Origin of the sequence: Shewanella sp. SR1 (assembly GCF_020447145.1) — a bacterium.
GTDB lineage: Bacteria > Pseudomonadota > Gammaproteobacteria > Enterobacterales > Shewanellaceae > Shewanella > Shewanella baltica.
In genome coordinates, this window is sequence record NZ_JAJAEF010000002.1 from 209,545 (window position 1) to 229,440 (window position 19,896).

Annotated in this window: 20 protein-coding genes; 14 read left to right on the forward strand and 6 right to left on the reverse strand. The window is 47.4% G+C overall.

What is annotated here, in order from left to right; translation table 11 throughout:
- Window positions 1–143: 143 nt before the first annotated feature.
- Complete coding sequence (locus KV201_RS02825) at window positions 144–2,369, forward strand: NADP-dependent isocitrate dehydrogenase (RefSeq protein WP_226058446.1); 2,226 nt, start codon at window positions 144–146, stop codon at window positions 2,367–2,369.
- A gap of 322 nt (window positions 2,370–2,691) precedes the next feature.
- Here KV201_RS02825 and cspD read toward each other — a convergent pair whose 3' ends face one another.
- Window positions 2,692–2,898, reverse strand: a complete 207-nt coding sequence (cspD, locus tag KV201_RS02830; RefSeq protein WP_006081937.1) for a cold shock domain-containing protein CspD — start codon at window positions 2,896–2,898, stop codon at window positions 2,692–2,694.
- Between the two features lie 194 nt (window positions 2,899–3,092).
- Here cspD and clpS point away from each other — a divergent pair, with 194 nt between their 5' ends.
- On the forward strand, window positions 3,093–3,401 hold the full coding sequence (clpS, locus tag KV201_RS02835) for an ATP-dependent Clp protease adapter ClpS (RefSeq protein WP_006081936.1): 309 nt from the start codon (window positions 3,093–3,095) through the stop codon (window positions 3,399–3,401).
- A gap of 43 nt (window positions 3,402–3,444) precedes the next feature.
- Complete coding sequence (clpA, locus tag KV201_RS02840; protein WP_006081935.1) at window positions 3,445–5,712, forward strand: ATP-dependent Clp protease ATP-binding subunit ClpA; 2,268 nt, start codon at window positions 3,445–3,447, stop codon at window positions 5,710–5,712.
- 116 nt (window positions 5,713–5,828) lie between these two features.
- Here clpA and infA read toward each other — a convergent pair whose 3' ends face one another.
- From infA to aat, 3 genes are all read right to left on the reverse strand, one after another.
- Complete coding sequence (gene infA, locus KV201_RS02845; RefSeq protein WP_006081934.1) at window positions 5,829–6,047, reverse strand: translation initiation factor IF-1; 219 nt, start codon at window positions 6,045–6,047, stop codon at window positions 5,829–5,831.
- An 82-nt stretch (window positions 6,048–6,129) separates the two neighbouring features.
- Complete coding sequence (locus KV201_RS02850) at window positions 6,130–6,840, reverse strand: arginyltransferase (RefSeq protein WP_006086261.1); 711 nt, start codon at window positions 6,838–6,840, stop codon at window positions 6,130–6,132.
- Complete coding sequence (gene aat, locus KV201_RS02855; protein WP_226058447.1) at window positions 6,827–7,540, reverse strand: leucyl/phenylalanyl-tRNA--protein transferase; 714 nt, start codon at window positions 7,538–7,540, stop codon at window positions 6,827–6,829. Before aat ends, KV201_RS02850 begins: the two co-directional genes overlap by 14 nt.
- A gap of 54 nt (window positions 7,541–7,594) precedes the next feature.
- Between aat and KV201_RS02860 the strand changes: the two genes are divergently transcribed.
- Together KV201_RS02860 and KV201_RS02865 are read left to right on the forward strand one after the other, a co-directional pair.
- Window positions 7,595–8,065 carry a glycine zipper 2TM domain-containing protein gene (locus KV201_RS02860; protein ID WP_226058448.1) on the forward strand — a complete coding sequence of 157 codons (471 nt, stop codon included), beginning with the start codon at window positions 7,595–7,597 and terminating at the stop codon, window positions 8,063–8,065.
- Between the two features lie 70 nt (window positions 8,066–8,135).
- The gene (locus KV201_RS02865; protein ID WP_063884454.1) at window positions 8,136–8,888 is read left to right on the forward strand and encodes a Nif3-like dinuclear metal center hexameric protein; all 753 of its coding nucleotides are present in this window, start codon (window positions 8,136–8,138) and stop codon (window positions 8,886–8,888) included.
- Window positions 8,889–9,047: 159 nt separating this feature from the next.
- Here KV201_RS02865 and KV201_RS02870 read toward each other — a convergent pair whose 3' ends face one another.
- Complete coding sequence (locus KV201_RS02870; RefSeq protein WP_226058449.1) at window positions 9,048–10,004, reverse strand: AEC family transporter; 957 nt, start codon at window positions 10,002–10,004, stop codon at window positions 9,048–9,050.
- A 295-nt stretch (window positions 10,005–10,299) separates the two neighbouring features.
- Entirely contained in the window at window positions 10,300–12,369 is a 2,070-nt protein-coding gene (metG, locus tag KV201_RS02875) for a methionine--tRNA ligase (protein ID WP_226058450.1), read from the reverse strand.
- Between the two features lie 160 nt (window positions 12,370–12,529).
- On the opposite strand from metG, the gene apbC reads away from it, so the two are divergent.
- The 9 genes from apbC (at window position 12,530) to KV201_RS02920 (ending at window position 19,691) form a co-directional block, all read left to right on the forward strand.
- Window positions 12,530–13,645 carry an iron-sulfur cluster carrier protein ApbC gene (gene apbC, locus KV201_RS02880; protein ID WP_006086266.1) on the forward strand — a complete coding sequence of 372 codons (1,116 nt, stop codon included), beginning with the start codon at window positions 12,530–12,532 and terminating at the stop codon, window positions 13,643–13,645.
- An 11-nt stretch (window positions 13,646–13,656) separates the two neighbouring features.
- Window positions 13,657–14,295, forward strand: coding sequence for a uridine kinase (gene udk / locus KV201_RS02885; RefSeq protein WP_006081926.1), 639 nt, complete (start codon window positions 13,657–13,659; stop codon window positions 14,293–14,295).
- 31 nt (window positions 14,296–14,326) lie between these two features.
- Window positions 14,327–14,908, forward strand: coding sequence for a dCTP deaminase (dcd, locus tag KV201_RS02890; RefSeq protein WP_006081925.1), 582 nt, complete (start codon window positions 14,327–14,329; stop codon window positions 14,906–14,908).
- A gap of 5 nt (window positions 14,909–14,913) precedes the next feature.
- Complete coding sequence (pabC, locus tag KV201_RS02895) at window positions 14,914–15,723, forward strand: aminodeoxychorismate lyase (protein ID WP_226058451.1); 810 nt, start codon at window positions 14,914–14,916, stop codon at window positions 15,721–15,723.
- Window positions 15,720–16,757 carry an endolytic transglycosylase MltG gene (gene mltG, locus KV201_RS02900; protein WP_012089387.1) on the forward strand — a complete coding sequence of 346 codons (1,038 nt, stop codon included), beginning with the start codon at window positions 15,720–15,722 and terminating at the stop codon, window positions 16,755–16,757. The genes pabC and mltG overlap by 4 nt, the downstream gene beginning before the upstream one ends.
- A 22-nt stretch (window positions 16,758–16,779) precedes the next feature.
- Entirely contained in the window at window positions 16,780–17,406 is a 627-nt protein-coding gene (tmk, locus tag KV201_RS02905; protein WP_226058452.1) for a dTMP kinase, read from the forward strand.
- Window positions 17,400–18,356 carry a DNA polymerase III subunit delta' gene (gene holB, locus KV201_RS02910; RefSeq protein WP_226058453.1) on the forward strand — a complete coding sequence of 319 codons (957 nt, stop codon included), beginning with the start codon at window positions 17,400–17,402 and terminating at the stop codon, window positions 18,354–18,356. Before tmk ends, holB begins: the two co-directional genes overlap by 7 nt.
- A gap of 6 nt (window positions 18,357–18,362) precedes the next feature.
- Window positions 18,363–18,689 carry a PilZ domain-containing protein gene (locus KV201_RS02915; protein WP_006081920.1) on the forward strand — a complete coding sequence of 109 codons (327 nt, stop codon included), beginning with the start codon at window positions 18,363–18,365 and terminating at the stop codon, window positions 18,687–18,689.
- A 213-nt stretch (window positions 18,690–18,902) separates the two neighbouring features.
- Entirely contained in the window at window positions 18,903–19,691 is a 789-nt protein-coding gene (locus KV201_RS02920; protein WP_006086270.1) for a TatD family hydrolase, read from the forward strand.
- Window positions 19,692–19,896: the final 205 nt, after the last annotated feature.

Genomic DNA, 19,896 nt, shown 5'->3' on the forward strand with positions numbered 1-19,896 from the left:
AAAGGCAGAAGGGCATTGAGAATGTGAAAGGTTAAGGCGGATTCGATTGCCTTGATTGATATTTTCACTGTGCTCAGATTTGTTCGCCATGCTATAAAATTATTATAAAAAATATTAAATTTTACAATAATGTAGGATGTAACATGAAAGATAACTCATCAACAATTATTTACACTGAAACAGACGAAGCGCCAGCACTGGCCACCCTCTCACTCTTACCTATTATCAGAACGTTTACCGACGCCGCGGGCGTTGCGGTTGAAACCCGTGATATCTCGTTATCGGGCCGTATTATTGCCAGTTTCCCTGAGCAACTGACCGAAGCACAAAAGATTGGCGATCATCTGACTGAGCTTGGCGAGTTAGCGAATCAGCCAGAAGCGAACATCATCAAGTTACCGAATATCAGTGCTTCGATTCCACAATTAAAAGCCTGTATCCTTGAACTCCAGCAAAAAGGTTATGACATCCCTCACTATCCGGATGAGCCAAAAACCGACGCTGAAAAGTCAATTAAAACCCGTTACGACAAGATTAAAGGCAGTGCGGTAAACCCAGTATTACGTGAAGGTAACTCAGATCGCCGTGCCCCATTATCGGTGAAAAACTTCGCCAAGAAAAACCCGCATTCAATGGGTAAATGGGCTACAGATTCTAAGTCACACGTTGCTCACATGACTGACGGCGATTTCTACGGCAGCGAGCAGTCAGTGACTTTATCTGATGCGGGCAGCGTGAATATCGTGCTGACGCAAAAAGATGGCCAAGAAGTGGTGCTCAAGTCCGGTCTTAAGCTGCTGGCTGGCGAAATTATCGATGCTGCGGTATTGAGTAAAAAAGCCTTAGTGAGCTTCTATGAGCGTGAAATCGAAAACGCCAAAGCAGAAGATGTGCTGTTATCGCTGCATCTGAAAGCCACTATGATGAAAGTGTCTGATCCTATTATGTTTGGTCACGCTGTGAAGGTATTCTTCAAGCCAGTATTTGACAAACATGCGGCGCTTTTCGCTGAATTAGGCGTAGATGTTAACAATGGTTTTGGTGATGTTTATGCCAAGATCGCGACATTACCTGCCGATAGCCGCGCCGAAGTTGAAGCCGATATCGCCGCCGTTTACGCTGCACGTCCCGCATTGGCGATGGTTGATTCTGACAAAGGTATCACCAACTTACACGTGCCAAGCGACATCATTATCGATGCGTCTATGCCTGCTGCGATTCGTTCATCTGGCCAAATGTGGGGGCCAGATGGTCAACTGCATGACACTAAAGCTATGATCCCAGATCGTTGCTATGCCGGTATCTACCAAGAAACGATTGCCTTCTGTAAAGAGCACGGCGCTTTTGATCCTAAAACCATGGGCAGCGTGCCAAACGTGGGCTTGATGGCGCAAAAAGCCGAAGAGTACGGCAGCCACGATAAGACTTTTGAAATGCCTGCTGACGGTGTGGTCAACGTTGTCGATGCCAGCGGTAAGGTATTGATGAGCCACAATGTGGAAGCGGGCGATATCTGGAGAATGTGCCAAGTTAAAGACGCACCTATCCGTGATTGGGTCAAACTGGCCGTGCGCCGTGCCCGTTTAAGCAATACTCCTGCGGTATTCTGGTTAGATAGCAAACGCGCCCACGATGCGCAAATCATTGCAAAAGTGCAGCAGTACCTGCCAGAACATGATACTGATGGCTTAGAGATCAGCATTATGTCTCCAGAAGAAGCGACTCGCTTCTCGTTGGCTCGCATCAAAGAAGGCAAAGATACCATTTCAGTTACGGGTAACGTTCTACGTGACTACCTGACTGACTTGTTCCCCATCCTAGAGTTGGGCACCAGTGCCAAAATGCTGTCAATCGTTCCATTAATGAACGGCGGCGGTCTATTTGAAACAGGTGCGGGCGGTAGTGCGCCTAAGCACGTGCAACAGGTTGAGAAAGAAGGTCACTTACGTTGGGATTCACTCGGTGAATTCTTAGCTCTGGCGGCATCTCTTGAGCATTTAAGCCAAACTGTCGGTAATCCAAAAGCCCAAGTGTTAGCTGATACCTTAGATCAAGCCATTGGCCAATTCTTAGATAGCAACAAATCGCCATCAAGAAGAGTCGGTGAGTTAGATAACCGTGGCAGCCATTTCTACTTAGCCATGTACTGGGCACAAGCCTTAGCCGCGCAAACGGGCGATGAGCAGTTACAAGCTCACTTCATTCCGTTAGCGCATGCGTTGGCGGCAAATGAGCAAGTGATTGTGGCTGAATTAGCGACGGCACAAGGTGCACCAGTCGATTTAGGCGGTTACTACCGTTTAGATGCGGCTAAGGCTGAAAAAGCCATGCGCCCAAGCGAGACGTTAAACAAGCTGTTGATTGTTTAATCTCGTGAGTGTTAGTTTTTGGATGGCGTGCGCGTCAGTGTGGGCCATCAAAGTTGATGTAAAGTTGTAAGTCATTAGACTGATTTTGAAAAGGGATCTGCATGGCAGATCCCTTTTTTATGCCCTAAATTTACTGTCGAGACTGGTGATAAAATCTTTTTGTGGGGATGCTATGGGTGAGGGGCTGCGATTGATCTTGAATTAAATTCATGCGTAATGCTGACAAGCGATGGAGCATTAAGTGGTGAGGATTGATAAAACACGCAGCAATAAAAAGGCAGGGACAAGTCCCTGCCTTTTAGATCATTGGCCTCACCAAACGTTATTTTGTTGGTGAAATGGCTGAAGCGTGCATCCCTTTTGGACCGGCTTCTACTTCAAATTGAACGGGTTGGCCTGCTTTTAGAGTTCGATAGCCTTCCATTTCAATGGTAGAATAGTGTGCAAAAACGTCCTCACCACCTTGATCAGGGCAAATAAACCCGAATCCTTTGGCGTTGTTGAACCATTTAACAGTTCCGCTTGCCATACTTCCACTTCCTTCTGTTGTCTACTTACCAGTAAGATAGTAAAACCTGTATAGACGGGTATTCGTTCACCGTCTGCACAACAGAATGTAAGGAGTAAATGCGGAAGTCAAGCTAAAATTAACAAAGGGGTAACAACTGATTAATTTGAACGGATCAATTGGAAGAGGCCAACACGAGAGGCTAGTATTAAAAAATGGCAAAGATAGGAAATATTGAACACGTTGAAGAACGTGTCGAATCAGAGTTAATGCCGCCTTCGATGTATAAGGTGGTACTCAATAATGATGATTACACCCCAATGGATTTTGTGATTGAAGTTTTGCAGGTTTTCTTTCGCAAGAACGAGCAGGAAGCGACCGATATCATGTTGACGATCCATCACCAAGGAAAAGGTATTTGCGGTATTTTCCCGTTTGGGATTGCAGAAACTAAGGTGATACAAGTAAATCAATTTGCAAGACAAAACCAACATCCGTTACTGTGTTCGTTAGAGAAAGCATAAAACCGCTTTACTCTGTAGTCTGTTGTTAATTTTGGGGGTGCTTATGCTGAACAAAGACCTGGAAGTCACCTTAAATCTGGCGTTTCAGCAAGCCAGAGACGCGCGTCACGAGTATATGACAGTGGAACATCTGTTATTAGCTCTGATCGACAATCCTGCGGCTCAAGAAGCGTTAATCGCCTGTGGAGCGAATCTAGATAAACTCAGAGATGAAGTGGCAAGCTTTATCCAACAAACAACCCCAATCATTGCCGATATTGATGATGACAAAGAAACTCAGCCAACGCTGGGGTTCCAACGAGTGCTGCAACGTGCAGTATTCCATGTGCAGTCATCGGGTCGCAATGAAGTGAACGGCGCTAACGTGTTAGTCGCCATTTTCAGTGAGCAAGAATCCCAAGCCGTGTATTTACTGCGCCGCTGCGATATTAGTCGCCTAGACGTTGTGAATTTTATTTCCCATGGTTTCGCCAAAAATGATGATGCTGAGTCACATCAAGATCAAGAACGGGTTGAAGATCAGGGCGAAAGCAGCGAAGAGCGCAGCATGTTGTCGCAATTTGCGTCCAACTTAAATCAACTTGCTAAGCAAGGGATCATCGACCCACTGATTGGTCGTGATCAAGAAATTGAGCGCGCGATTCAAACCCTGTGCCGTCGCCGTAAAAATAATCCGCTGTTAGTGGGTGAGGCGGGCGTAGGTAAAACGGCGATTGCCGAAGGGCTGGCGTATCGGATCGTCAATAAACAAGTGCCAGATGTGATGCTTGAAGCCACAGTGTATTCCTTGGATTTAGGTTCACTGCTGGCGGGAACTAAGTATCGCGGCGACTTTGAAAAGCGCTTTAAGAACCTGTTAAAAGAACTGGCGGCTGATAAGCATGCCATCCTATTCATCGATGAGATCCACACCATTATCGGTGCGGGCGCGGCCTCTGGCGGCGTAATGGATGCCTCTAATCTGCTGAAACCTTTGCTATCTAGCGGTAACTTGCGCTGCATGGGCTCGACAACTTTCCAAGAATATCAAAGTATTTTTGAGAAAGACCGCGCACTTGCACGTCGTTTCCAAAAGGTGGATATCAATGAGCCTTCAGTGGAAGAAACCACTAAGATTTTGATGGGGCTTAAGTCTAAATACGAAGAATATCATGGGGTTCGTTATACACAGGCTGCGATCAGCAGCGCTGCAGTATTATCGGCCAAGCACATCAACGACAGACATTTACCCGATAAAGCCATCGATGTGATCGATGAAGCGGGTGCACGTATGGTGATGTTGCCTATGAGCAAACGTAAAAAGACTATAGGCCAAGCCGAGATTGAGTCGATAGTGGCGAAAATGGCGCGTATCCCTGAGAAGTCGGTATCCGCCACTGATAAGGACTTACTGCGTAATCTTGAGCGTAACCTTAAGATGGTGGTCTTTGGCCAAGACAAGGCCATTGAGAGTCTGAGTTCGGCCATTCGCTTATCGCGCAGTGGCTTAGGTACAGACAGGAAACCTGTGGGTAGCTTCTTATTCGCGGGTCCCACCGGTGTGGGTAAAACCGAAGTCACTAACCAACTAGCCAACTGTTTAGGAATGAAACTGGTGCGCTTTGACATGTCTGAGTACATGGAAAGCCACACAGTGTCACGCTTGATTGGTGCGCCTCCTGGATATGTGGGTTATGACCAAGGTGGCTTGCTCACCGATGCTGTGATTAAAAATCCGCACTGTGTGGTGCTATTGGATGAAATCGAGAAGGCCCACCGCGATGTCTATAACTTGCTGTTGCAGGTGATGGATCACGGTACTTTGACCGATAATAATGGTCGTAAGGCGGACTTCAGACACGTGACTTTGGTGATGACGACGAACGCGGGTGTTCAGGAGACTATTCGTAAGTCGATTGGCTTTACCCAGCAAGATCACACTCAAGATGCGTTATCTGAAATTAATCGGGTATTTTCGCCAGAATTTCGAAATCGTCTCGATTCCATCATTTGGTTCAACCATTTGGATATGACGATTATCGCCAAAGTGGTCGATAAATTCTTGGTGGAATTGCAGGCTCAATTGGATGCAAAACACGTTACTTTGGAAGTCAGCGACGAAGCCAGAACCTTGTTGGCCGAGAAAGGCTACGACAAGAACATGGGCGCGCGTCCAATGGCTCGGGTCGTGACCGAATTGATCAAACGTCCATTGGCAGACGAGATCTTATTTGGTGTCTTAGAGTCAGGCGGTGTGGCGCATGTGGATGTGAAGGAGGGCGAGCTTGTCATTCGTACCGAACGTCACGAAAAAGCGACAACAAAAGCTTAACGCTTGATTATCCATTAGTTTTAGACATAAAAATGGCTGCAATTGCAGCCATTTTTTTCATCTTTCGCAAACAAAAAAACCCGGCCTTGCCGGGTTTTTAAATCTAAGAGGCTATATCAGCGTGCGCGGAAGACAATGCGACCTTTGGTCAGATCATAAGGAGTCAGCTGGACGGTAACTTTATCGCCAGTAAGGATCCGGATGTAGTTTTTGCGCATTTTGCCTGAAATGTGGGCTATCACCACATGACCATTTTCAAGCTCTACACGAAACATTGTGTTTGGCAAGGTTTCAAGGATAGTGCCTTGCATTTCAATGTTGTCTTCTTTCGCCATTAATTAATTATCCCATTAGCCTTCGAATATAAAAAACGGGCGTATCATGCCCCAAATTCACCCTGCTGTAAAGGGGAAGTACTTAGCAAACTTGGGAATACTCCCAGCCCGTCGGTGTGAGAATTTGATATGGGCGATATAAACGCTTGTAGGACATCTTACGGTTTTCATCTATTTGATATCCGAGATAAACAAATTCTTTGTCCATCAGTTTTGCCAATCGGCACTGAATTAAAATTAACAGGGCGCCGAGGGAACGCTGTTCTTCGTCGGGGTCAAAATAGCTGTAAATCGCCGACAGACTATTGGGTAAGGTATCTGTGACCGCGACGGCTAATAATTTATCGCCGTTATAGACCTCGATAAACGTCGGCGGCAACCAATGGCAAAAAAGAAAGTGATTATATTGATCTTCACTCGGGGGAAACATAGGGCCGTCAAAATGCCGCTCACGAATGTAATGTTCATACAGGGCATATTGTTCGGCGGTTTGTTCCGATGTAATTCGCCAGGTCAGATCTTGGTTTTTTGCTAAAGTCCGTTTTTGACGTTTCGATGGCACAAATTCCTGCGCTGGCACACGAATAGGCTGGCACGCGCTGCACCTTGGGCAACGGGGTTTATAGATGGAGCCGCCACTGCGGCGAAAACCCACCGCGAGTAAACGCTCAAATAAAATGGGATCGAGCGTATCTTCTTGGATGACAAGTAGCTGCTCCTGCTGGCCATCGAGGTAGCTGCAGGGAAATATTTGACTGATACCGATAGCGATCGATGCTTTACTCGAGTTCAAGGATGACCTCTTTAGTGGTCCAAGTCGCTGGGTCCACGGGATTGTTTCTCAGTTCGCTCAGTAACGTTATAAAATCAATGCGTTTAATGGCTTTGGCTCCCAAACTTTCTAGGTGAGGATTCATCACTTGTGCATCGATGAGTTTGAATCCCATTTTGAGTAAATGCTGTTGCAGCGCTGCAACAGCGGCCTTGGACGCATTAGTTTTACGGTGAAACATGGACTCGCCGCAAAACACTTGGCCGATTGCTAAGCCGTAAAGCCCACCGATTAAACGTTCACCTTCCCAGACTTCAATGGAATGGGCGTGACCTGTGTGATGCAGTTCGCGATAGGCCATTTGAATTTCTTGGGTGATCCAAGTGCCGCTCTGTTTTTCTCTTGGCTGCGCGCATCCCGCCATCACATCGGTGAAGGCGTGATTGATTGTGATCCGCCAAGGTTGTTTTTTTAAGTATTTCCGCAAACTTGTGCTGATGTGTATTTCACCGGGAATAAACACGGCGCGGGGATCGGGCGACCACCACAAAATAGGATCATCTGAGTTAAACCAAGGAAAAATACCGTTGTAGTAAGCCGAGAGCAAGCGTTCAGGACGTAAGTCGCCGCCGATAGCCAATAACCCATTAGGATCGGTTAAGGCGAGTTCGGGTGAAGGAAAAGCTTCAAATTCGTGATTCAGAAAAGACAGTGACTTCACAATTGAGTATGATTTAGTTATAGACCTTATTATTAAGTTAGCGGAAATTCAGATATGTGGAAACCTACTCTAGCAAGCTTTATGTTTATTTTTGCGTTTATCCTCAGCCCCGCGAGTGCGGGTTATGACCGTAATCAAGCCGTGCCTGTCGAGAAAGTGCTCTATGGCGATATCACTTCGGTACGTAATATCACTGAAACCCAGCTGATTGAAGACCGTAATCGAGGTTGGAAAACCTTTGGTGGCGCCTTAGCAGGTGGGGTGATTGGTAATCAGTTTGGTGGCGGTTCTGGCCGTGATGTGGCGACCATTTTAGGCGCCTTGATTGGTGGCAGTGTCGGTAATCGATATGGCAGTGGCACGAGCGTGCAGTCATTGAAGCTGGTGGAATTGATGATCAATCAAGAAGATGGCACCCAAGTTATGGTGATCCAAGACTATGATACTGGCATGGTATTCAATGCGGGTGACAGAGTACGTGTCGTCTACCTACAAGGTGGTGTGCGTGTTGATGTCGCGATGTAAGCGACTGTCTTATCTTGATTAAGTCGTCATCTTCAGTAAATGGTCATCTCGAGTAAAGGACGGTAATGCAATGACACGGACAGAATTAACTCAATATTTAGCCGATTTTTTACATGTATCGGCGTTTAAAGATTACGCGCCCAATGGGCTTCAGGTAGAAGGCAAGGATGAAATCTGCACCATAGTGACGGGCGTGACTGCGTGTCAGGCCTTGATCGATGAAGCGATTCGATTAAACGCCGATGCGATTTTGGTCCATCACGGCTTTTTTTGGAAGAATGAGCCTGAAGTGATCACTGGCATGAAACAACGCCGGATTAAGGCACTGCTCAAGCATGAAATTAATTTATTTGGCTATCATTTGCCCTTAGATGCCCACCCAATGCTGGGTAATAACGCGACGTTGGGCAGGCAGCTTGGGATCGTCGACGCAGAAGCCATCGAAGAGGTGGCTCAGGGGCTGCTGTGGCGTGGAAAACTTGATCTTGCGGTTAGTGCTAGCGAATTTTCTCACACCCTTGAGGATGCGTTAGGCAGAGCCCCACTGCACATTGGTGATGGCGATGCCAAGATCCAACATTTAGCTTGGTGTACTGGCGGCGCGCAGGACTATATCGATGTTGCGGCGAGTTTAGGTGTGGATGCGTTTATCAGTGGTGAAGTGTCCGAACGCACGTTCCACAGTGCGGTGGAGCAGGGCATACATTATTTTGCGGCGGGGCACCATGCGACCGAACGTTTTGGGATTCAAGCCTTAGGCCGTCATCTCGCCCGCGAGTTTGATCTCGTGCACCATTTTGTGGATATCACTAATCCGGTCTAATCCTGTCTTAAAGCGGCTTATGATGATCATATTGCCGTTTTATCCCTAATCGAAAGGCGAGCATGGCTCGCCTTTTTTACTGTGAGTTATGGTGACTTATCAGCACTCAAACTTGTTCCTCTAGCGTTTGAGCAACCAGCTCTTAACTTTTAACTGAAACTAGATTAGCTCCAAAGTGGACAATACAAAGATGCCTAAGGTGCACGTGATTAACGAGCAGACTGTGGTCAGCGCGATAATATTGGCCGCAAGGGGGGCATTGCCACCCATGGCGCGTGCCATCACATAGCTTGCGGCTGCGGTGGGAGCAGAACTCATTAAAAAGACCAGCGCTAACTCAATCCCTCGATAGCCCAATAGCAAGGCCCCAAGCGTGATAAAAAGCGGGGCAAAGATCAGTTTCAATGCGGTCGAGAACCAAGTCGAATGCTTTTCATGTTTGAGTGAACCAATATCGAGCGAACCGCCAGTGCACAGTAACGCTAGTGGCAGGGTCATATTGGCAAAGTATTGGCCCGCATCGAGCACCATTTTCGGTACTGGAATAGCAAGTAAATAGAACAACATGCCGACCATAATGGCAATGATCAGCGGGTTTTTAGTAATGGTTTTAATAATCACGCCAAATGCGCGTTGGCTGGATTCTTCGCCTTTAGGGCTTAGGCAAATAACCGCTTGAATATTGTAGAGCAGCGTCATTGAGGCGACATAAACCGCAGCTAAAGCAACACCAGAACTGCCGTAGGCGTTGGAAACATAAGCTAAGCCGATAATCGCGGTATTGGCCCTGAATCCCCCTTGAATAATCACTCCTTGGTCTTTGTGCTTGGGAAATAGCTGCCCAGTTGCATAGGTGGAGAGTATAAAAAACAGGAAATTGGCCGCTAAACCATAGCCAATTAAGGGCGCACTGGAGGCGAGATCGTGATTGGAGCTAATAATGCTAAGGAACAGCAAGGCTGGCAGCGTCACGTTAAAGACTAGTTTTGATGCGACATCAATAAAGTTTTCATTAATGATTTGGGTGCGTTTTAGGATCACACCGAGCGCTAACATCAAACAGATTGGACCCGTAATCGAGGCAGAAAACAGCAACTGCTCAACGATATTTCCCATAACTACTCCTCGAATGATTCACTGAACACTGCGTCGATTTTAGACTTGTCACAGATATGAATATCACACTGCAGCAAATGCCTTGTCGATAGAAATACGAGCATTAACTCGATCTCTGAAACCTGTCACTTAAAGCAGTCGCTTAAACCTGTCAGCGAAACCTAGTGGCGTAAACTGAGTCTTTCAAAAGACTGAGTGACACTCGAAGCCACAAATAGGCTCAAACAATCGATACCAACAAATAAGGCCACATAAATGCGGCCTTATTGATTTTTCAAGCGTTATCTAGCGCAGATTACTTAACCCGCATGCCAGGCTGTGCGCCTTCATGGGGTTCTAAAATCCACAGGTCGCTGCCACCAGGGCCTGCGGCTAACACCATGCCTTCTGACATGCCAAAACGCATCTTACGTGGCGCTAAGTTAGCCACCATTACAGTCAACTTGCCTTCGAGATCTTCTGGCGAATAAGCCGATTTAATCCCGGCAAACACTTGGCGCGTTTCACCACCGATGTCGAGTTGTAACTTGAGTAACTTGTCGGCGTCAGCAACATGCTCGGCTTTGACGATGCGAGCGATACGCAGGTCGATTTTCGCAAAATCATCAAAGTTGATGGTCTCACTGATCGGATCGTCAACCAGCGGTTCACTGCTAACCGATGAAGCTTCAGCGGTTTTTTCAGGCGCTCCCGTCTTTGGTGCATCGGCCGTGACTTGCAGGTTATCCTTGGAATCAGCAACCATGGCATTGACTTTATCTAGCTCAACACGTTGCATCATTGCCTTGAATGGGGCGATTTCATGACCCGCTAAATCTTGGCTCAATGCATCCCAAGTGAGTGGTAATTGGAAGAATGCTTCCACATCTTGGGCTAAACGTGGCAATACAGGTTTTAGATACGTCACGAGAATACGGAACAGATTCAAGGCGTTTGAACACACTTGATGGGCCGCTTCTTGCTGATCGTCATGTTTTACCATTTGCCAAGGTGCTGCATCGGCTACAAACCCGTTGGCAATATCTGCCAGCGCCATGATTTCGCGCATCGCTTTGCCGTATTCGCGCGACTCGTAAAAGTCTGCAATCACGTCTTGCTTGGCTAAAAACGCCTCAGTCAGGGGGGTGTCGTTAATTTTCGCGAGCTTGCCATCGAAACGTTTAGTGATAAAACCTGCGGTGCGCGAGGCTAAGTTCACTAGCTTACCGACTAAATCTGAGTTCACGCGCTGGGCGAAATCTTCCAGATTTAAATCTAAATCGTCGATACGGCTGCTGAGTTTGGCGGCGTAGTAGTAACGTAAATATTCAGGATCTAAATGATCTAAGTAAGTACGCGCCTTAATGAACGTGCCTTTCGATTTAGACATCTTCGCGCCGTTGACCGTCACATAACCGTGGGCATAAACGCTGTTTGGCTGACGATAACCTGAGCCGTGCAGCATGGCTGGCCAGAACAAGCTGTGGAAGTAAACGATGTCTTTACCGATGAAGTGATAAACCTCAGCAGTTGAATCTTTGCCCCAGAATTCATCGAAGCTCAACTCAGGACGTTTTGCACACAGGTTTTTGAATGAACCCATATAGCCGATAGGCGCATCTAACCAAACATAGAAATACTTGCCCGGTGCATCGGGAATTTCAAAACCAAAATACGGTGCATCACGGGTGATATCCCATTGCTGCAGACCTTGCTCAAACCATTCGTCGAGTTTATTGGCCATTTCGACTTGTAGGGCGCCAGAGCGAGTCCACTCTTTTAGCATGCCTTCGAAGGCGGGCAGGTCGAAGAAAAAGTGCTCAGTGTCTTTCATCACTGGCGTTGCACCCGATACCGCTGATTTTGGATTGATCAGTTCAGTTGGACTATAAGTCGCGCCGCAAGAATCACAGTTATCGCCATATTGATCAGGCGACTTACACTTAGGACAAGTACCTTTTACGAAGCGGTCGGGTAGGAACATGGATTTTTCAGGATCGAATAACTGAGAAATGCTCTTGCTCTTGATATAGCCGTTGTCCCGTAGCTTGAGATAAATATCGCTCGCCATGAGACGGTTTTCTTCGCTGTGGGTGCTGTGATAGTTATCGAAAGCGACATTAAAATCGGCAAAATCCTGTTGATGTTCTTTGTTCACTTGGGCGATCATATCTTCAGGCGCTATACCTAATTGCTGCGCTTTAAGCATGATCGGCGTGCCATGGGCGTCATCGGCACAAATATAGTGGCACTCATGTCCACGAAGTTTTTGATAACGCGACCAGATATCTGTCTGGATGTATTCCAACATGTGACCTAAATGTATCGGTCCGTTTGCGTAGGGAAGTGCGCTGGTCACGAGAATTTTACGTTGTGAAGTTGCCATCTTGTCTCAAATATCGTGGTGGGCCAAAAATATTGGTAGAGATACTAACCGATTACAGGATGATTTTCATCAAAAGCTGAGCCGATTGAGCTAAATCTGCGCTAATGTTTTCTGCATTATCTGGTACACTTGGGCAAATTTATTGGTGGGGGTAATTCTTTTGTCTTCAACTCAAACTGATTATCGTCTAAATGACGATCTTCTCGGGCCAGTTCTGGCTATTCTCGATTCATTTGTTGACCCGTATCTCGCGAAAGGGTTAGTGAGCGCAGGATGCGTAAATAAACTGGCGTTGGAAGGTAAGCGTTTGCAGCTTGGCTTAGTCTATCCATACCCTTGCATGACCCAGTATCGCGACACTGTGATGGCGTTGACCAACAAGTTGGCCGTGCTCGATGCTATCGATGAAGTCGAGTGTGAAATCGATTTTCAACCTAAAGCCTATTCAGCGTTATCTTCTATCGCACCTATTGCCAATGTGAAGCAAGTGATTGCCGTTGCCTCAGGTAAGGGCGGTGTGGGTAAATCAACCACAGCGGTGAACTTAGCCTTGGCCTTAGCGGCTGAAGGCGCGCAGGTGGGTATTCTCGATGCGGATATTTACGGCCCGTCAGTGCCTATGATGCTAGGTATTCCTAATTTCAGACCGCTTTCCCCCGATGGCAAACATATGACCGCCGCCAGTGCCCATGGCATTGCAGCGCAATCGATTGGATTTATGCTCAGCGGCGATGAAGCCGCCGTGTGGCGTGGCCCCATGGCAGCGGGCGCCTTAGCGCAACTGCTCAATGAAACCCAATGGCCAGAGCTGGATTACTTAGTCGTCGATATGCCGCCGGGCACGGGTGATATCCAATTAACCCTGTCGCAAAAAGTGCCAGTGAGTGGCGCTGTTATAGTGACTACGCCGCAGGATATCGCGCTGGCCGATGCCAAGAAGGGCATCAATATGTTCCAGAAAGTGAACATTCCTGTGCTGGGTATCGTCGAAAACATGAGTTTCCATTTATGTCCCGAGTGTGGACATAAAGAACATCCATTTGGAACACACGGTGGCAGTAAAATCGCCGAGCGTTATCAAGTTCCACTGTTAGGCGCTTTGCCACTGCACATCAATATCCGTGAAGCCATGGATAATGGTGCGCCGACGGTCGTTGCCGATCCAGACAGTGAAGTAGCCGCACTTTATCGGGAAATTGCCCGTAAAGTGGGCGCAGAATTGGCTTTAAAGCAAAGCCAGAAAACAGTTTCTATTAGTGTTTCAGATGACGAGTAAGGTTTAAGGGTATGAATTCTCAGCAGTGTGTCATTATTGCAATTGCTGGCGCGTCAGCATCGGGCAAAAGTTTAATTGCCAAAACGATTTTTGACGAATTACGCCGCGATTTAGGCACAGATCAAATAGGGGTAATTAATGAAGACGCGTACTATCGCGATCAGAGTCATTTATCCATGGATGAACGGGTATTAACGAATTACGATCATCCAAAAGCGTTGGACCATCAACTGTTGTGCACCCATTTACAGTTGCTCAAGTCTGGCGAAGCTGTTGATATCCCTTGTTATAGCTACACAGAACACACTCGCATAGCAGAAACCCTGACGATGACACCGAAAAAAGTGATCATTTTAGAAGGTATCTTACTGCTGACCGATCCTAAATTACGTGCGCTGATGGACGCGAGTGTGTTTATGGACACACCGCTGGACATTTGTTTCCTACGTCGCTTAACCCGTGATGTGGCAGAACGGGGCCGTACGATGGAATCTGTGATTTCTCAGTACAAGAAAACCGTGCGTCCTATGTTCTTACAGTTTATCGAACCGTCGAAACAATACGCCGATATTATCGTTCCCCGCGGCGGTAAGAATCGTATTGCGACCGATATTTTAAAAACTCGTATCCAACATTTACTGGCAAAATAACGACATAAAAACTCAAGGAGTAATAGGCAAGATGCGCTTAACCGATATCGAAATTGAACAGGCCCTTGATAACGGCACTATCGTAATAGAACCTCGCCCAGGCATAGAAGCTATTTCAGGCGTCAGTGTTGATGTGCGCTTAGGTGGACAGTTTCGCGTCTTTAAAGATCATACTGCGCCTTATATCGACTTGAGTGGTCCAAGCGTCGAGATGCAAGCTGCGCTTGATCGGGTGATGAGTGAAATTATCGAAATCCCTGATGGCGAAGCGTTTTTCCTGCATCCTGGCGAATTGGCCTTGGCGGTGACTTACGAGAGCGTGACGCTGCCCGCCGATATCGTCGGTTGGCTCGATGGTCGTTCATCATTGGCGCGTTTAGGCCTGATGGTGCACGTGACGGCGCACCGTATCGATCCAGGTTGGCAGGGTAAAATCGTGCTCGAGTTCTATAACAGCGGCAAGTTACCTTTGGCCCTGCGTCCACGTATGACCATAGGTGCGCTTAACTTTGAACGCCTCAATCATGCGGTTGCACGTCCTTATAACACCCGTAAAAGTGCCAAGTATAAAGATCAGCAAGAAGCGGTCGCCAGCCGTATCAGTCAGGACTAACACAAGTGTTTTGGGTGAATGGCGCATCGCAGGCGAGTGTCGACCCTTCCGATCGAGGGCTTGCCTACGGTGATGGCTTGTTTGCGACTATGCGGACAGGCGCTGAGGGGATTTTGTTTTTCAACGCCCATCAAGCTCGTTTAACCGCAGGCGCCGCAAGGCTTGGGTTTCAATGGCAAATGAGTGAAGCACTGCAACAGCAGCTTCATGCCTTAGCCATTGAATATCCACATCATTGCATTAAGTTAATCGTTTCCCGTGGTGTCGGTGGCCGTGGTTACACACCGCCAGAAATGGTTAATCCTACCGAAATCGTCTCAGTTCATGCTATCCCAAGCCATTATGCAAAGTGGCAGCAAGCGGGCATTTGCCTTAAAACCTCGTCGATACGATTGGGTTTGCAGCCCTTGTTGGCTGGGATGAAGCATTTAAATCGACTCGAACAAGTCTTAATAAAATCCCACCCTTTACCTCAGGGGTTTGATGACTGGTTAGTTAACGATATCGAGGACAATGTGATTGAATCTTCGATGGCGAATGTGTTTTTTATCAAAGGCAATCGCGTTATAACCCCTTCATTAGCCCAGTGCGGCGTGGCGGGTGTGATGCGCGAACAGGTTATGATAGCCTTGCTTGAACAGAACATGAATATCGAATGTTTGCCCGTTGGCGCCGAGCGTTTAATTGAATTTGACTCAGCGTTTATCACTAACAGCGTTTTAGGAATTGTGGATGTGCTGGCGATAGACTCGCTCAAGTTCAGCCGTGCTCCGATTACCGCGCAACTTAGACAGACACTTTCACTCACCCTATGAAAAAACTCATTCTTATCGCCAGTTCAACCCTGTTGACCTTGCTGACATTAGTCTGTTTGGGCGCCTTTTGGGGCTATCAAACTGTTATCGAATACAGTCAAACGCCGCTGAGTCTCAGCGAGCCTAAAGAGCTGACCGTTGAACGCGGTACCAGCGTCAACCAGCTTGCACAGCAACTTGCCGACGATGGCGTGATTCAAGACACGTGGAAACTCAAGTGGCTACTTAAGTTCCGCCCTGAGCTTGCTAAGATCCGCTCGGGTCTTTACGAAATCTCACCTTCACAAACCATTACCGATTTGCTGAATGATTTGATTGCCGGAAAAGTGAAAACCTTCAGTTTGACCTTAGTTGAAGGTAAAACCATTGTTGAATGGGAACAACAACTTGCCAGTGCGCCGCATTTACAGATGTCACCAGAAGTGTTTGCCGCCGTGTTGATGGCGCAGGGCGATGATTCAGGTTTGCCAGAGGGTAAATTCTTCCCCGACACCTATCATTATACTGCTGAGGCGGATGTTAAAGTCCTGCTGACTCAAAGCTATAAGATGATGGAGCAAGAGCTTGCCAAAGCGTGGGCAGAACGGGCGCCGAATTTGCCGTTAAAATCCCCCTATGAAATGCTGATCTTGGCATCGATAGTCGAGAAGGAAACCGGCCAAGCCCATGAGCGCGACCAAATTGCCGGAGTATTTGTTAATCGTCTTAATCAAGGCATGCGTCTGCAAACCGACCCGACGGTTATTTATGGCATGGGCGAACGCTATAAGGGCAATATCACCCGTAAAGATTTAGTCGAAGAGACACCTTTTAACACTTACCGTATTTTCGGATTACCGCCAACGCCGATTGCAGCACCGAGTAAAGCCTCACTGATGGCAGTGTCTAAACCCGCTAGTGTGAGTTACCTCTATTTCGTGTCACGCAACGATGGTACCCATGTGTTTTCAAGCACACTTGAAGCACACAACCAAGCTGTAGATGTGTATCAGCGTAAGAAAAAACCGGCGACGCCAGAAAAATCACCAAAGTAAAAATGCAGAGAAAGAAAATCCAATGTCAGTTTTTGCAAAATTTATCGTTATTGAAGGTTTAGAAGGTGCGGGTAAGTCGAGTGCGATTAACCTTATTCGCGACTTTATTGAAAAACATACGGGTAAAGCGCCGATCTGCACCCGCGAGCCGGGTGGCACGCCACTGGCCGAACGTATCCGTGACTTAGTCAAAATTGCCGATGCGACCGATCCCCTGTGTGACGAGGCCGAGTGTTTACTCATCTATGCCGCCAGAGCCCAGTTGGTTGCCAATGTCATTAAGCCCGCGCTTGCGCAGGGTCTATGGGTATTGGGTGACAGACACAATTTATCGTCACTGGCCTATCAAGGTGGTGGCAGGGGCTTAATGCCGTTAGTGGAGGCGGTGAGCACTGCCACCCTTAAAGGTTTTAAACCCGATCTCACCTTGTACTTAGATTTAGATCCTAAACTTGGGCTAACCCGCGCGGCTAAACGCGGTGAGCTTGATAGAATCGAGCAACAAGCGATTGATTTCTTTGAACGAGCTCGCGCGACTTACCTTAAACTTGCCAGCGAAGATGACAGCATAGTGGTTATCGATGCGAGTCAAACCATGGCCGAAGTACATAAAGATATCTTAGCCGTGCTACAGGCGATGGCATGGTAGCCGAGTCAGGGTTTACGGCTGCGCAATTGCCTTGGCTCGAAGGGCCAAGGCAGGCATTTTTAGCGCAACTCACGCGACAAAAAATGCCCCATGCACAGCTTGTCGGCATTGATTCTGCCTATGGTGGTGAGCTGCTGAGTGTGTTCATGGCGCGTGCGGCCATGTGTTTGCAGCCAACACCGGCGGGGGCCTGCGGTTTTTGTAAGTTTTGTCAGCTCTTTGATGCGGGAAATCATCCCGATTTTTACCATATTGCTGCCGATGGCAATCAAATTAAAGTCGATCAAATTCGTGAGCTTTGCACGCGTCTTACTGCTACAGCCCAGCAAAGCGGTATGCGAGTGGCGATTATTCACCATAGCGAGCGGCTTAACTCCGCTGCCGCCAACGCACTCCTTAAAACCCTTGAGGAACCAGGTAAAGACACTTTACTGATATTGCAGTCGGATACGCCTGCACGTCTAATGGCGACGGTCAGCAGCCGCTGCCAACGCATTCCCTTCGTTGTACCAAGCCGAGAGACCATCAAAAACTGGTTAGCGCAGCAATGTGATATCCAAGAGGATGTCACTTGGTGCCTGAGTGTGGTGGGTGGACCGCTAAAGTTGGCAGAGAGCTTGCAGTCTGAAGGTGGTCAACAGAGCCGTTATCAATCCTTGCTACAGTTTCGCAAAGATTGGGCCCAAAGTTTGTCGTCTGGTCATCTGTGTGCTAGTTTGTTAACTATAAGTGAACAACAAATAATTGATGTTCTTAAGGTTTTATACCTGCTTATACGACAGGTGTTACTAAAAAATAGCCACCAAGATGCGTTTATCCATGCGCAGCTCGGGAACTTGGCGGCCAAGATCATGGGAATGTGTCATAGCTTAAGTACAATGCCGAGCGTCAATTATCTGGCTTTGTGTCAAAGTTATGTCTTAGAATATAGAGAGATAACAAATAAGTAATATGCCATGGTAGATCTCGTCGTTAATTTTGATACCTTACATCAGCTATATCGTGCCTATATGCCTTTTATTAAGCCGGCAGGATTATTCATTGCCACCAGTGAAGGGCATTACCTTGGCCAGCCGCTGACGATTGCGTATCGCTTACCGGGAGCGACCATAACGAATGAATTTCGCGGTGTTGTGGTATGGATCAATCCCTTAGGTGCTTCGGGCGGCCGTCCTGTAGGCATTGGCATTAAAATTGTTTCTGAGCCCGATAGCCATAAACACCACATCGAAAAATTACTGTCCCGCGAACTTGCCTCCGGCGATCTAACTTGCACTATGTAGGTTGGCCCGCATTATTGCTCTGGTTTGAAGGTTACTTAGGTTTAAATGTTACTTAGGTTTAAACGCTCTGCTTTAAGCGTTACTCTCGTTTAACTGTTCTAGTTTTAACATTGGCCCGCACTCTAAACTGACTCTTCACCTCCGCGGAATTTGACCTCGATCCCTTGGCTGGGTATCCTTGTCGTCCTTTTGTTATTCAGCTTGGAAATCCCTGTGCTTATTGATTCACACTGCCATCTCGATCGCCTTAAAGCGGCGCCTGATCAACAAACCCTAGAACATATTCTGGCCAGCGCGAAAGCCCGTGGCGTGGACTATATGCTATGCGTCAACGTGCGCCAGCAGGGATTTGAATCGATGCGAGATAAAGTTGCAGCCTTCGATCAGGTATTTTTATCATCGGGCGTGCATCCATTAGATGTTAAAGAAGGGCTTGATGTTGAGCAAATCCGTCGCTTTGCCACCGATCCTAAAGTGGTCGCGATTGGTGAAACTGGCCTAGATTATTTTTATGCCGACGAAACTAAATTGCTGCAACAACAATGTTTTGAGCAGCAGATCGCCCTTGCGGTCGAAGTGAATAAACCTTTGATTGTCCATACCCGTGATGCACGTGAAGACACGATCACTATGCTTAAGCAGGGCAACGCGGATAAAGTCGGCGGCGTACTGCATTGCTTTACCGAGAACTGGGAAATGGCGAAAGCGGCGATTGACCTTGGCTTTTACATTTCAGTATCAGGCATAGTCACCTTTAAAAATGCCGGTGAACTTCGCACTGTTATCCGTAAAGTGCCACAGGATCGCCTGCTGGTTGAAACGGATTCGCCTTATTTGGCGCCTATTCCACACCGTGGTCAAGAGAACCAGCCCGCCTATGTACGTGATGTGGCAGAGTTTGTGGCCGAGCTTAGAGGTGAGCGCTACGAGGATCTTGCTGAGTACACCAGTAATAACTTCTTTAATTTATTCAAAGATGCGGCGCGTTTAGTCGGCCGTTAGCTTTAAGTGTTTTGACCCATGTTATGCGATTGCGCGATTGCCAATACTGAGACATAAAGGCTCAGGCAAAAAGGCTCATGTAAAAAGGCTCAGGCAAAAAGACATTGGCATAAAAAAAGGCCCAAAACGATGAAAGCTGTTTGGGCCTAGGGGAATGGCTCGTTGAAGAGCCGTGCGCTACAGGTGAAAGCGCCATGCAGTGCGC